The organism is Variovorax terrae (assembly GCF_022809125.1).
GTDB lineage: Bacteria > Pseudomonadota > Gammaproteobacteria > Burkholderiales > Burkholderiaceae_C > Variovorax_A > Variovorax_A terrae.
The window spans coordinates 2729110-2741528 of the sequence record NZ_JALGBI010000001.1; the positions used below are offsets into that span (position 1 = coordinate 2729110).

Genomic DNA, 12419 nt, shown 5'->3' on the forward strand with positions numbered 1-12419 from the left:
GGCTTTTTGGCTCGTTATCAACACTTTCGTATTGAAGAGCCAGGGGCGATTCTAGAAAAACGAACACTTTGGCTTTCGGGGGTTTTCCCTTGCGGAATACCCCTAGCCACGGGGCCGGGCCGCGTCGGAAAGCCGGCCGCACCAGGCCGGCACGGCAGCGCAATCGGGGGAGAAACGCCGGGCTAGCGTTCGACGCTCAGGTTGGCGAACACGTCGTGCGCGTGGATCGACTCGTGGTTGGCCACGTCCACGCCATAGCTGCCGATGCGGGCATCGGTATCGAGCGCCAGCGCCACATCGAGCGTCCACCGCCCCACGGAGGGCTGCACCTGCCCGCCCACCACCACGCTCAAGGGATAGCGCAGCGAAGTGAGGCCGACGCGCTGGATGGCCAGCTCGCGCAGGTCGCGGCGCGCCTGCACGGCGGGCATGCCCGCGCCGGCGGCGTCAAGGGTCATGCCACCACTTTGAGAACGGGGCGCGCCCGATCCACCTGGGCCGCGAAGCGCTGCCGGATCGCGGCCTCGATGCCGGCGGCGTCCAGCCCCTGCAGGGACAGCAGCTTGGCCGGGTCGCCATGCTCGATGAACTGGTCGGGCAAACCGAGCTGCAGCAGGGGCTTGGCCACGCCCGCGGCCTGCAGCGCCTCGCTCACGGCGCTGCCGGCGCCGCCCATGACGGCGCCCTCTTCCAGGGTTACCAGCACGTCGTGGCGCTCAGCCACGTCCAGCAGCAGCGCGGTGTCCAGCGGCTTGGCCCAGCGCATGTTGACCACGCTGGCGTTGAGCCGCTCGGCCACCTGCAAGGCCGGGTACAGCAGCGTGCCGAAGGCCAGGATCGCGATGGTGCTGCCCTCGCGCCGCACTTCGCCCTTGCCGAACGGCAGGGCCTGCAGATCGGTGTCCATCGCGGTGCCGACGCCGGCGCCGCGCGGGTAGCGCACGGCCACCGGGTGGCTCTGCCCGAAGGCCGTGGTCAGCAGCCGGCGGCATTCGTTCTCGTCGGCCGGGCAGGCGATGCTCACATTCGGGATGCAGCGCAGGTACGGGATGTCGTAGGCGCCCGCATGGGTGGCGCCGTCGGCGCCGACGAGGCCGGCGCGGTCGAGCGCGAACACCACGGGCAGGTTCTGGATCGCCACGTCGTGGATCAGCTGGTCGTAGGCGCGCTGCAGGAAGGTGGAGTAGATCGCCACCACCGGCTTCAGGCCCTCGCAGGCGAGGCCCGCGGCGAAGGTCACCGCGTGCTGCTCGGCGATGCCGACGTCGTAGTAGCGGCCAGGAAAGCGCTTCTCGAACTCCACCAGGCCCGAGCCTTCGCGCATGGCCGGCGTGATGCCGACCAGGCGCTCGTCCTGCGCCGCCATGTCGCACAGCCACTGGCCGAACACCTGGGTGAAGGTGGGCTTCGGGGGTGCGCTGGGCTTTTGCAGGCCAACAGCCGGGTCGAATTTGCCCGGGCCGTGGTAGGCCACCGGGTCGGCCTCGGCCAGCTTGTAGCCCTGGCCCTTCTTGGTGACCACGTGCAGGAACTGCGGGCCCTGCAGGTGCTTGAGGTTCTCCAGCGTGGGGATCAGCGAGTCGAGGTCGTGGCCGTCGATCGGGCCGATGTAGTTGAAGCCGAACTTCTCGAACAGCGTGGCCGGCACCACCATGCCTTTGGCCTGCTGCTCGAAGCGCTTGGCCAGCTCGAACAGCGGCGGCACCGGCTTGAGCACGGTCTTGCCCACGTTCTTGGCCGCGGCATAGAACTGGCCGCTCATGAGCTGGGCCAGGTAGCGGTTGAGCGCGCCCACCGGCGGGCTGATGCTCATGTCGTTGTCGTTCAGGATCACCAGCAGCTTGCAGTCGTGCTGCACGCCCGCATTGTTGAGCGCCTCGAACGCCATGCCCGCGCTCAGGGCGCCGTCGCCGATGATGGCGACCGCATGGCGGTCCTCGCCCTTCTGCCGGGCCGCCAGCGCCATGCCGAGCGCGGCCGAGATGCTGGTGCTGGAATGCGCGGTGCCGAAGGTGTCGTACTCGCTCTCGGCGCGCTGCGGGAAGCCCGACAGGCCGCCGAGCTGGCGCAGCGTGGCCATGCGGTCGCGCCGCCCGGTCAGGATCTTGTGCGGATAGGTCTGGTGGCCCACGTCCCACACCAGCCGGTCGTGCGGGGTGTTGAACACGTAGTGCAGCGCCACGGTGAGCTCCACCGTGCCGAGGTTGGAGCTCAGGTGCCCGCCGGTCTTGGAGACGCTGTCCAGCACATAGGCGCGCAACTCGTCGGCCAGGGCCTTGAGCTCGGCGCGCGGAAGCCGGCGCAGCTCGGCGGGATCGTTGATCGTCTGCAGCAGTGGGTATGACATGATTTTGCTACGCTTTTGATAGCTGGCCAGGTCCACCACACGCGGACCTCTGGCCATTTTCCCTTAAAAAACCCTCAATTCGCCCGGTTCACCACCATGTCCGCCAGCGCGCGCAGAGCGCGCGTGTCGGGCAGGCCGCTGGCCGCCAGCGCGGCCAAGGCCTGGGCCAGCAGTTCCTGCGCATAGGCCTGCGAGCGCTCCAGCCCGAGCAGTGACACATAGGTGGGCTTGTCCTGGACCGCATCCTTGCCGGCCGTCTTGCCCAGCGTCACGGAGTCGGCCGTCACGTCCAGGATATCGTCCACCACCTGGAACGCCAGCCCCAGCGCGGCGCCATAGGCCTTCAGGGCTTCCAGCGCCGGCGCCGGCACGGTGCCGCAGACGGCGCCCATCAGCACGCTGCCCTGCAGCAGCGCGCCGGTCTTGAGGCGGTGCATGGCGCGCAGCTCATCCTCCGTGAGGGCGCGCCCGACACTGGCGAGATCGATCGCCTGGCCGCCGGCCATGCCTTCATAGCCTGCGGCCCTCGCCAGCAGTCGGCACAGCGCGGCCTGCACCGCGGGCGGCACGCCGGCATCCTCGGGCGCCAGCAGCTCGAACGCCAGCGCCTGCAGCGCGTCGCCCGCCAGCAGGGCCTGGGCCTGGCCGAACTTCACGTGCACGGTGGGCTTGCCACGGCGCAGCACGTCGTTGTCCATGCAGGGCATGTCGTCGTGCACCAGCGAGTAGGCATGGATCAGCTCCACGGCGCAGGCGGCGCGCAGCGCGGCCTCGCCGTTGCCGTGCACCGCCTCGCAGGCCGCCAGCGCGAGCAGCGGGCGCAGCCGCTTGCCACCGCCGAGCACGGCATAGCGCATGGCGTCGCCGAGGCCGGCCGGCGCCTCCTGCGCCACCCAGTGCGAGAGGGCCTGCTCGACCCGCTCCAGATGCCTGGTGCTCCACGCCTCCAGGTCCCACGGCCCCGCAGGGACCTGCGCCCCCCGGGGCAGCACGGCGTCACTCGAATTCACTCTTGCGTCCACGGTTTGAAGCTGCCTTCGTCCAGCACCTTGATCTGGTTTTCCACGGCCTCCAGCCGGTCGCGGCAGAACTTGAGCAGTTCGGCCCCGCGCTGGTAGCCCGAGAGCAGCTGTTCCAGCGGCATCTGGCCCGACTCCAGCCGACTCACCAGCTGTTCGAGCTCTTCCAGCGCAGCTTCATAGCTGGCCGGTGCGGCGGGGGAAACGGGGGCCTTGGGCATGGAACGGCTTCTTTGTTGCAACCCTTGATTTTAGGACGTGGCCGGACCCCCGCCGCAAAACCGCGGGGAATTGACATTCATCAGGGGAAACCAGGCGCTCCGGGGTACAATGGCCCTCCTTCCTCGCCGCACTCCGGCAACTTCCCGCGCTATGGCGTTTACCAGCACTGTCCCTTCATAGGGGGAGTCTTTAGGTCAGGTCTTCCATGTCTGATTTAAGTCTTCAATTTCAGCAGGCTTTCAGCCAACTTCCCGTTTCGAGCTATTTCGATGCCGCGCTGTACCAGCGCGAAATGGAGACCCTGTTCCGGCAAGGACCCCGCTACGTGGGGCACCAGCTGGCCGTGCCCCAGGCGGGCGATTTCCACACGCTGCCGCAGGAGCACCAGGGCCGCGCGCTGGTGCGCACCGACCAGGGCGTGGAGCTCGTCTCCAACGTCTGCCGGCACCGCCAGGCGCTGATCCTCAAGGACCGGGGCGCGCTGGCCGCGGGCTCGGGCGGCAACATCGTCTGCCCGCTGCACCGCTGGACCTACAGCGCGCGCGGGCCGCAGCCGGCCGGCACCCTGCTGGGCGCGCCGCATTTCGCCGAAGACCCCTGCCTGAACCTGCACAACTACCCGCTACGCGAGTGGAACGGCCTGCTGTTCGAGGACAACGGCCGCGACATCGCCGCCGACCTGGCCGGCATGGGCCCGCGCGCCGAACTCGATTTCAGCGGCTACGCGTTCGACCGCGTGGAGCTGCACGAGTGCAACTACAACTGGAAGACCTTCATCGAGGTCTACCTCGAGGACTACCACGTCGGCCCGTTCCACCCGGGCCTCGGCCAGTTCGTGACCTGCGACGACCTGCGCTGGGAGTTCAAGCCCGAGTACTCGGTGCAGACCGTCGGCGTGGCCAACCGCCTGGGCAAGGCCGGCAGCCCGGTCTACGAGCGCTGGCACAACGCGCTGCTGACCTACCGCAACGGCGAGCCGCCGAAGTACGGCGCGATCTGGCTGACCTACTACCCGCACATCATGGTCGAGTGGTATCCGCACGTGCTGACCGTCTCGACGCTGCACCCGATCAGCCCGCAGAAGACGCTGAACATGGTGGAGTTCTACTACCCCGAGGAGATCGTCGCCTTCGAGCGCGAGTTCATCGAGGCCCAGCAGGCCGCCTACATGGAAACCTGCGTCGAGGACGACGAGATCGCCGAGCGCATGGACGCCGGCCGGCTGGCGCTGATGCAGCGCGGCGACAACGAGGTCGGCCCCTACCAGAGCCCGATGGAAGACGGCATGCAGCACTTCCACGAGTGGTATCGCCAGCGCATGGCCCACGGCGGCGGCGCGGCGCTTTAATGCCGGCGTTTCCGGCCGGCCGGCACAGCGGCACGGTGGTGCCGCTGGCGCGCGCCAACGTCGACACCGATGCAATATTCCCCAAGCAATACGGCCGCTCCACCGCCAAAAGCGGCTACGGCCCCGTGCTGTTCGACAGCTGGCGCTACCTCGATCCGGGCGACCTGGGCAGCGACCATGCGCGCCGCCGCCCTGACCCGGGCTTCGTGCTCAACCGGCCCGAGCTGCGCGGCGCCACCGTGCTGCTGGCCCTGGACAACTTCGGCTGCGGCTCCAGCCGCGAGCACGCGGTCTGGGCGCTGCGCGACTACGGATTCCGGGCCGTCATCGCGCCCAGCTTCGGCGACATCTTCCGGCAGAACTGCCCGCTCAACGGCGTGGCCGCCCTCGCGCTGCGCGCGGCCGACGTGCAGGCGCTGTTCGCGCTGGCCGCGGGCCAGGTGCTGCACCTCGACATCGACCTCGACGCGGGCCGGGTGCAGGCCGGCACGCACGGCTTTAGCTTCACGCTGTCCGCGCGCGAACGCCACCTGCTCACCCGGGACGGCGACTGGATCGCCGCCACGCTGGCGCAGCACGAACGCATTGCCGCCTTCGAAACACGGCACCTTGCGCAACAGCCGTGGCTGGACCGCCTCCTGAAGGACGATTGATGCAGGCTCTCTGGATGCTGCTGGCCTCGCTGTTCTTTGCCACCATGGGGGTGTGCATCAAGTACGCCTCGGCCCATTTCAACGCCTTCGAGATGGTCTGCTACCGCGGCCTGATCGGCCTTGGCTTCATGGCCTGGTATGCGCGGCTGCGCGGCATCAGCGTGCGCACGCCGATCCCGATGATGCATTTCTGGCGCAGCATCGTGGGGGTGCTCGCACTCGTGGCCTGGTTCTACTCGATCGCGCAGCTGCCGCTGGCCACCGCGATGACGCTCAACTACATGAGCAGCGTCTGGATCGCGGCCTTCCTGGTCGGCGGCGCGCTGATGCTGGGCAATATGACGTCCACCCTGGTGCGCCAGGGCCCCGTGGTGCTCACCGTGCTGGCCGGCTTTGGCGGGGTGGTGCTGATCCTGCAGCCCACCCTGGAACAGAACCAGCTGTTCGCCGGGCTGATCGGCCTGCTGTCGGGGCTGGCCTCGGCCTTCGCCTACATGCAGGTCACGGCGCTGGGCCGCGCTGGCGAGCCCGAAGAGCGCACCGTGTTCTATTTCTCGCTGGGCGCCACCATGGCCGGCGCCCTGGGCATGCTGTTCGCGGGCGCCAGCGCCTGGACCTGGCCGGCCGCGCTGTGGCTGCTGCCCATCGGCGTGCTGGCGGCACTGGGCCAGCTGTGCATGACCCGCGCCTACAGCCACGGCGCCACCCTGGTCGTGGCCAACCTGCAATACTCGGGCATCGTGTTTGCCTCCATCTACAGCCTCGTGCTGTTCGGCGACCGGTTGCCGCTGGCCGGCTGGGCCGGCATCGGCCTGATCATTGCCAGCGGCATCGCTGCCACCGTGCTGCGCGAGCGGGCCGTCCCGCATTCGCCGGCCGAAGACCACTGAGAACATGTTCACGATCGAAGGACTTGCCATGTACACCACCCTGATCTCCGTCGAGCAACTGCAAGCGCTCCAGGCCGCAGGCGCGCCGCTGATGCTGTTCGACTGCAGTTTCGACCTCATGAACCCCGCCGTTGGCGGGCAGCAGTACCGCGAGGCGCACATTCCCGGCGCGGTCTATGCAAACCTCGACACCGCGCTCAGCGCCAAGGGTTCGCCGGACGCGGCCTCGGGCGGCCGCCACCCGCTGCCCAGCCGCGAGCAGTTCGCCGCCTGGCTGTCCAGCGTGGGCTTTGCCAACGGCATGCAGGCCGTGGTGTATGACCGCAACGGCGCCAACTACTGCGGCCGCCTGTGGTGGATGCTCAAATGGGCCGGCCATGATGCGGTGGCCTTGCTCGACGGCGGCCTGCAGGCCTGGCAGGCCGCAGGCGGCGACGTCACGGACCGGGAAGAACCCGCCTCTGCCCCGGCTCACTTCACGCTGGGCCCGGCGCTGCGCACGCTGGTCATCACAAAAACTATCGTAGACAACCTGGGCCGCCCGGGCCAGACCCTGATCGACGCGCGCGCCACGCCGCGTTTCAAGGGCGAGGTCGAGCCGCTGGACCCGGTGGCCGGCCACATCCCCGGCGCGCTGAACCGGCCGTTCGGCCAGAACATCGGCGCCGACGGCAAATTCAAGCCGGCCGCCCAGCTACGCGCCGAGTTCGAGGCCCTGCTCGCGGGCCGCGACCCGGCCACCGTGGTGCACCACTGCGGCAGCGGTGTGAGTGCCGTGCCCAATGTGCTGGCCATGGAGCTCGCCGGCCTGGGCCAGGCCGCGCTGTATGCCGGCAGCTGGAGCGAATGGAGCAATACGCCCGGCCTGCCCGCGGCCCAGGGCTGAGGGCCCATTGCCCATGGCCGCGCATTTCACCGAAGCCACCACCGGCTACTGGCAGCAACTGCTCCAGCCCGAGGACATTGCACGGCCCGAGGCGCCCTGGCGCCTGGGCTACCCGGCGCGCCTGCCCGACGGCCGCGTGCTGGTGCTGCCGATCCGCGAGCTGGCCAGCGAGCCCGGCCATGCCGTGGCCTCGCTGCTGGTCAACCAGGCGTCCTTCGAGGTGGTGGAGGTGCTCGGCGCCTTGCTGGCCGATGCGCTGCGGCCCGCCGAACCCGAGCTCGTGATCGGCCTACCCACGCTGGGCCTGTCGCTGGCGGCGACGGTGGCGCGGCAGTTGGGCCACAGCCGCTTCGTGCCCATGGGCTATTCGCGCAAATTCTGGTACGACGAGGCGCTGTCGGCGCCGGTGCAGTCGATCACCTCGCCCACCCCGGGCAAGCGGGTCTACCTCGACCCGCACCTGCTGCCACTGCTCGCGGGCCGGCGCGTGGCGCTGGTGGACGACGCGGTCAGTACCGGCACCACGCTGCTGGCGGCCTGGGAACTGCTGGAACGCCTGGGCGTGGAGGTGGTTGCCTGCGGCGTCGCCATGCGCCAGGGCCGGCGCTGGGTCGAGCGGCTGGGCCCGCAGCGCGCGGCGCGGCTGGTGGGCGTGTTCGACAGCCCGCTGCTGCGCGCCGTGCCCGAGGGCTGGGTGCTACGCGACTAGGAACTTCTGCGCGAGCTTGACGAAGAAGCTCGCCGTCAGCGGCAGGATCTGGTCGTTGAAATCGTAGCCCGGGTTGTGCGCGGTGCAGGCGTTCTCGGGGCGGCCCGTGAGGTCGCCGTTGCCGACCACGAAATAGCAGCCCGGCACCTGCTCCAGCATGAAGGAAAAATCGTCGCTCGCGTACAGCGGCGGCAGGTCCGGGATCAGGCCCTTGTCGCCCAGCCACTCGTGCGCCACGCCGCGCGCGAACGCGGTGGCCGCGGCGTCGTTGATGGTGGGCGGGTAGCGCCAGCGGTAGTCCACCGCAGCCGTGGCGCCATGCACCGTGGCCTGGGCGGTGGCGATGGCGGTGATGCGTTCGCGCAGCAGGGCTCGCGTGGCCGGGCTGCGCGCACGCACCGACAGGCGCAGCTCGGCGCTGGCCGGGATCACGTTCGGCGCATCGCCGGCATGCAGCGCGCCCACCGTCACCACCGCGAACTCGTTGGGATCGACCTCGCGCGCCACCAGGGTCTGCAGCGCCAGCACCAGGTGCGCCGCCACCACGATCGGGTCCACCGCCGTGTGCGGCATCGCGCCGTGGCCGCCCTTGCCGTGCACGGTGATGATCACCGTATCCGAAGAGTTGTAGATCACGCCCGGGCGAAAGCCGAGCAGCCCGGCCGGGTAGCCCGGCACGTTGTGGAAGGAATACAGCGCATCGCAGGGAAAGCGCTCGAACAGGCCATCGGCCAGCATGCGCTGCGCGCCGCCCAGGCCTTCCTCGGCGGGCTGGAAGATCAGGTTCAGCGTGCCGCTGAAGCCGCGCGTGAGCGCCAGCAATTGCGCGGCGGCCAGCAGCGTGGCGGTGTGGCCGTCGTGGCCGCAGGCATGCATGCGCCCGGGGTTCTGGCTCGCATAGGGCAGGCCCGTGGCCTCGGTCAGCGGCAGCGCGTCCATGTCGGCGCGCAGGCCCAGGCGCCGGCTGCCGCTGCCCGCACGCAGCGTGCCCACCACGCCGGTGCCGCCCAGGCCGCGGTGCACCTCGTAGCCCCAGGACTGCAGGCGCTGCGCGATCAGCTCGCTGGTCTTGAATTCCTCGAAGCCAAGCTCAGGCCAGGCGTGCAACTGGCGGCGCAGCGCCACCATCTCGTCGGCGGTGTCGCGGATTCCGGGCAGGACGGCGTGGTCCATGGGCTTCATTCCTTGATGTTGGCGGCTTTCACGATGCGCTCGTACTTGGCATTCTCGCGCTGCAAAAAGGCACTGAAGGCCGCGGTGCTGCCACCGCCGACCAGGGCGCCACCCTCGGCCAGCTTGTTGCGCACATCCTCCATTTTGAGCACCTCGTCGAGCTCATGGTTCAGGCGCTCCACCACCGCCGGCGGCGTCCTGGCGGGCGCGAACAGGCCGGTCCACGACACCAGGTCCAGCCCCTTGAAGCCGGGCAGTTCGCCAAGCGCCGGCACGTTGGGCAAACTGGGCAAACGCTTGTCGCCCGTGACCACCAATCCCTTGACCCGGCCCGACAGCACGTGCGGCGTGGCCGTCAGGCTCACGAGCATCGCCAGGTCCACCTGGTTGCCCACCACGTCGGTGACAACCTGCGTGCCGCCCCGGTAGGGAACGTGCACGGCGTAGAAGTTGCCGCGCTCCTTGATCATCTCCATGGCCAGGTGCAACACCGTGCCGACGCCGGTCGTCGCATAGCTCATGCGGCCCGGATCGGCCTTGGCCAGCCGGATCACGTCCTGCAGGCTGTTGGCCGGCAGGCCGGGGCGCGCCATCAGCACCAGCGGCGCGGTGGTCGTCAATCCCACGGGCACCAGATCCTTGGCCGCGTCATAGCGCACCGCGCCGGGGCTTACCAGCCGCGTGATGCCGATCGGGCCGTCGAACGCCATCACCAGCGTGTAGCCGTCGGGCGCCGCATTGACCGCCTTGGTCACGCCGACCACGCCGCCGGCACCGGCCACGTTGTCGATCACCACTGCCTGCTTGAGGCGCTCGCTCAACTTCTGGCCGATCAGCCGGGCCGTGGTGTCGACGTTGCCGCCCGCGCTGAAGGGCACGATGATGGTGATGGGCTTGGCTGCGGGCCAGGCGGCCGGCTGGGCATGGGCGGCGGCCAGGGCCAGGGCAGCGCCCAGGGACAGGAGTTGTTTGAACATGGAGGTCGGTCGAAAGGAAAGTGAGGGATGAGACGGGCGTCAGACAAGTCCCGCGCGCAGCCGGTCGAACTGCGCGCTGAATTCGGCGCGCCACAGGCGGCGCGTGCCCTCGTCGACCCAGGCTGAATCCACGCCATTGAGCATGAAGCCGCGTAGCTCGTCCAGCGAGAAGCCGAAGTCGCGCAGCATCATGGTCCAGGCCTGGGTCGGCGTCACATGGTGCAGCGTGGGATCGTCGGTGTTGGGGTGGATGCGCAGGCCCAGCGCCGGCATGCGGCGGATCGGATGGTCCAGCGCCCAGCGCTCGGGCGCGAGGGTGCGCAGGTAGTAGGAGTTGGTAGGCACCACGGTGAACACGATGCCGGCGTCGGCGCAGCGGCGCGCGAAGTCCGGCGCATCGACCACCGTGTAGCCGTGGTCGATGCGATCCACCTTGAGCAGCTCCACCGCCGTCTGCACGTTGGTCCACGGCATGCCGAACTCGCCCGCGTGCGCCGTGGTCTTGAGCCCGGCGCGGCGCGCCACGGCATAGGCCTCGGCGAACAGCTCGGGCGGCCGGTCCACCTCGCGGTAGTCGATGCCGATGCCCGGCACCTCGTCGCTGCGGTGCTCGGCCACCCATTGCACCATCTGCACCGCCTCCTCGGGCGAGGCCTCACGGTCGATCGCCGGCACGAGGCGCCCGACGATGCCGGCATCGGCCTGAGCATCGGCGACGGCGCGCAGGATCGCGGCCTGCGCCAGCGGGTACGGGATGCCCGAGTCGCGCACCGTGCCGGTCGGGTTCCAGAAGAACTCGGCATAGCGCACCTGGTGGGCCGCGGCATCCCGCAGGTATTCGTAGGCGATGCGGTGCAGGTCGTCCGGGCGCTTGAGCAGATGCGCGTCCAGTGCGCGCAGCACGCGCAGCACGCCCACCGGCTTCTCGCCGCGGGTGTAGAAGGCCTCGATCTCCTCGCTGCTCAGCGGCGCCTTGGCGCGCCGCGCGAGATCGGCGAAGGTCTCGCGGCGCACCGTGCCCAGCAGGTGGCAGTGCAGCTCCACCTTGGGCATGGCGTGCAGCAACTGCTGCAGGGCCGGCGCGGGCTCGGCGCGGGAAAACGAGGCGGAGGCGGCATCAGGCGTCATGACCTCATCCTAGGCACCGCCTGTTCATAAGGGAAGTGGATTAATTTGATAAATCGATCAAATTGATTTATCTCCAACCACGGCGCGCCGGCCGCACGCGCGACCTATACTCGCGCCGAAGCCTTCTTCATCCGCGCCCATGCTCCTCGTCTTCGGCTCGATCAACCTCGACCTCGCCTTCCAGGCCGGGCATCTGCCGCTCGCCGGCGAAACCGTGCTCGGCAACGGCTACCTGCTCTCGCCCGGCGGCAAGGGCGCCAACCAGGCCCACGCGGCGCGGCGCTTCGGCCTGCCGGTGCGCATGGTGGGCGCGGTCGGCCACGATGCCTTCGCGGCCCCCGCGCTGGCCAGCCTGGAAGCGGCTGGCGTGGACCTCACGGGCATCCAGCGGCTGGCAGGCCAGACCGGCTGCGCCGCCATCATGGTCGACGCACGCGGCGAGAACCAGATCGTGGTGGCGCCAGGCGTCAACCTCGCCTTGCGCCACAGCCATGTGGCAGACCCCACCCTGGCCGATGCGCGCGCGGTGCTGCTGCAGATGGAAACCGATCCCGCAGAGAACCAGGCACTGGTCGCGCGCGCCAAGCGCCATGGCTGCCTGGCCGTGCTCAACAATGCGCCCGCGCAACGCACGCCGCCCGAGCTGCTGCAGGCACTGGACGTGCTGATCGTCAATGAATCCGAGCTCGCGCAGACGGCGCTGGGCGCCGGCATTGCGCCTGGCCCGGAACCCGCCCTGCGGGTTCAGGAACTGGCCCGACGCTTCTCGCTGACCGTGGTGCTGACGCTGGGCAGCCAGGGCGTGCTGGCCTGCACGGCAGAGCAAACGCTGCGCCTGCCCGCGACCAAGGTCGAGGTGGTGGACACCACGGGCGCGGGCGACACCTTTGCCGGCGTCTTCACGGCGGCGCTGGTGGAGCAGCAGCCCCTGCGCGATGCGCTGGCACGGGCGTCGGTGGCTGCCGGCCTGGCCTGCACGCAGCGCGGCGCACAACTCGCGCAGCCCGGCCGCGACGACATCGAAGCCGCGTTGAAGCGCTACCCGGCGTTCTGAAGGGCCTCGCGCC

13 protein-coding genes are annotated in these 12419 nt (G+C 69.6%); 6 read left to right on the forward strand and 7 right to left on the reverse strand.

Annotation, left to right across the window (positions count from 1 at the left end):
• Positions 1-182: 182 nt before the first annotated feature.
• From MMF98_RS12845 to MMF98_RS12860, 4 genes are all read right to left on the reverse strand, one after another.
• Positions 183-458 (reverse strand): hypothetical protein, encoded by a 276-nt coding sequence (locus MMF98_RS12845; protein WP_243306664.1) that lies wholly within the window; start codon positions 456-458, stop codon positions 183-185.
• Positions 455-2347, reverse strand: coding sequence for a 1-deoxy-D-xylulose-5-phosphate synthase (dxs, locus tag MMF98_RS12850; RefSeq protein WP_243306665.1), 1893 nt, complete (start codon positions 2345-2347; stop codon positions 455-457). The genes MMF98_RS12845 and dxs overlap by 4 nt, the downstream gene beginning before the upstream one ends.
• Before the next feature lie 74 nt (positions 2348-2421).
• Positions 2422-3357 carry a polyprenyl synthetase family protein gene (locus MMF98_RS12855; RefSeq protein WP_243306666.1) on the reverse strand — a complete coding sequence of 312 codons (936 nt, stop codon included), beginning with the start codon at positions 3355-3357 and terminating at the stop codon, positions 2422-2424.
• Positions 3354-3587 (reverse strand): exodeoxyribonuclease VII small subunit, encoded by a 234-nt coding sequence (locus MMF98_RS12860; RefSeq protein WP_243306667.1) that lies wholly within the window; start codon positions 3585-3587, stop codon positions 3354-3356. The genes MMF98_RS12855 and MMF98_RS12860 overlap by 4 nt, the downstream gene beginning before the upstream one ends.
• 206 nt (positions 3588-3793) lie before the next feature.
• Between MMF98_RS12860 and MMF98_RS12865 the strand changes: the two genes are divergently transcribed.
• The 5 genes from MMF98_RS12865 to MMF98_RS12885 are packed head-to-tail and all read left to right on the forward strand — an operon-like array spanning position 3794 to position 8074.
• Positions 3794-4936, forward strand: coding sequence for an aromatic ring-hydroxylating oxygenase subunit alpha (locus MMF98_RS12865; protein WP_243306668.1), 1143 nt, complete (start codon positions 3794-3796; stop codon positions 4934-4936).
• On the forward strand, positions 4936-5589 hold the full coding sequence (gene leuD, locus MMF98_RS12870) for a 3-isopropylmalate dehydratase small subunit (RefSeq protein ID WP_243306669.1): 654 nt from the start codon (positions 4936-4938) through the stop codon (positions 5587-5589). Before MMF98_RS12865 ends, leuD begins: the two co-directional genes overlap by 1 nt.
• Positions 5589-6479 (forward strand): DMT family transporter, encoded by an 891-nt coding sequence (locus tag MMF98_RS12875; RefSeq protein WP_243306670.1) that lies wholly within the window; start codon positions 5589-5591, stop codon positions 6477-6479. The genes leuD and MMF98_RS12875 overlap by 1 nt, the downstream gene beginning before the upstream one ends.
• A gap of 28 nt (positions 6480-6507) precedes the next feature.
• Positions 6508-7365 (forward strand): sulfurtransferase, encoded by an 858-nt coding sequence (locus MMF98_RS12880; protein ID WP_243306671.1) that lies wholly within the window; start codon positions 6508-6510, stop codon positions 7363-7365.
• Between the two features lie 13 nt (positions 7366-7378).
• Positions 7379-8074: a phosphoribosyltransferase gene (locus tag MMF98_RS12885; RefSeq protein WP_243306672.1), complete on the forward strand. Its 696-nt coding sequence runs from the start codon at positions 7379-7381 to the stop codon at positions 8072-8074.
• Here the strand turns inward: MMF98_RS12885 and MMF98_RS12890 are convergent.
• The 3 genes from MMF98_RS12890 to add are packed head-to-tail and all read right to left on the reverse strand — an operon-like array spanning position 8063 to position 11352.
• The gene (locus MMF98_RS12890) at positions 8063-9247 is read right to left on the reverse strand and encodes a M20 aminoacylase family protein (RefSeq protein WP_243306673.1); all 1185 of its coding nucleotides are present in this window, start codon (positions 9245-9247) and stop codon (positions 8063-8065) included. The two genes, MMF98_RS12885 and MMF98_RS12890, sit on opposite strands and share 12 nt — an antisense overlap.
• Positions 9248-9252: 5 nt before the next feature.
• On the reverse strand, positions 9253-10224 hold the full coding sequence (locus tag MMF98_RS12895) for a Bug family tripartite tricarboxylate transporter substrate binding protein (RefSeq protein ID WP_243306674.1): 972 nt from the start codon (positions 10222-10224) through the stop codon (positions 9253-9255).
• A gap of 39 nt (positions 10225-10263) precedes the next feature.
• Positions 10264-11352 carry an adenosine deaminase gene (gene add / locus MMF98_RS12900; RefSeq protein WP_423837599.1) on the reverse strand — a complete coding sequence of 363 codons (1089 nt, stop codon included), beginning with the start codon at positions 11350-11352 and terminating at the stop codon, positions 10264-10266.
• A gap of 139 nt (positions 11353-11491) precedes the next feature.
• On the opposite strand from add, the gene MMF98_RS12905 reads away from it, so the two are divergent.
• Entirely contained in the window at positions 11492-12406 is a 915-nt protein-coding gene (locus tag MMF98_RS12905; RefSeq protein ID WP_243306675.1) for a ribokinase, read from the forward strand.
• Positions 12407-12419 lie beyond the last annotated feature (13 nt).

Excerpts from the sequence above, each read along its gene's own strand:
- MMF98_RS12895 (WP_243306674.1), bottom strand. The coding sequence starts at position 10,224 with ATGTTCAAACAACTCCTGTCCCTGGGCGCTGCCCTGGCCCTGGCCGCC.
- MMF98_RS12885 (WP_243306672.1), top strand. The coding sequence starts at position 7,379 with ATGGCCGCGCATTTCACCGAAGCCACCACCGGCTACTGGCAGCAACTG.
- MMF98_RS12860 (WP_243306667.1), bottom strand. The coding sequence starts at position 3,587 with ATGCCCAAGGCCCCCGTTTCCCCCGCCGCACCGGCCAGCTATGAAGCT.
- add (WP_423837599.1), bottom strand. The coding sequence starts at position 11,352 with ATGACGCCTGATGCCGCCTCCGCCTCGTTTTCCCGCGCCGAGCCCGCG.
- MMF98_RS12875 (WP_243306670.1), top strand. The coding sequence starts at position 5,589 with ATGCAGGCTCTCTGGATGCTGCTGGCCTCGCTGTTCTTTGCCACCATG.
- MMF98_RS12865 (WP_243306668.1), top strand. The coding sequence starts at position 3,794 with ATGTCTGATTTAAGTCTTCAATTTCAGCAGGCTTTCAGCCAACTTCCC.
- MMF98_RS12890 (WP_243306673.1), bottom strand. The coding sequence starts at position 9,247 with ATGGACCACGCCGTCCTGCCCGGAATCCGCGACACCGCCGACGAGATG.
- MMF98_RS12845 (WP_243306664.1), bottom strand. The coding sequence starts at position 458 with ATGACCCTTGACGCCGCCGGCGCGGGCATGCCCGCCGTGCAGGCGCGC.
- dxs (WP_243306665.1), bottom strand. The coding sequence starts at position 2,347 with ATGTCATACCCACTGCTGCAGACGATCAACGATCCCGCCGAGCTGCGC.
- MMF98_RS12905 (WP_243306675.1), top strand. The coding sequence starts at position 11,492 with ATGCTCCTCGTCTTCGGCTCGATCAACCTCGACCTCGCCTTCCAGGCC.
- leuD (WP_243306669.1), top strand. The coding sequence starts at position 4,936 with ATGCCGGCGTTTCCGGCCGGCCGGCACAGCGGCACGGTGGTGCCGCTG.
- MMF98_RS12880 (WP_243306671.1), top strand. The coding sequence starts at position 6,508 with ATGTACACCACCCTGATCTCCGTCGAGCAACTGCAAGCGCTCCAGGCC.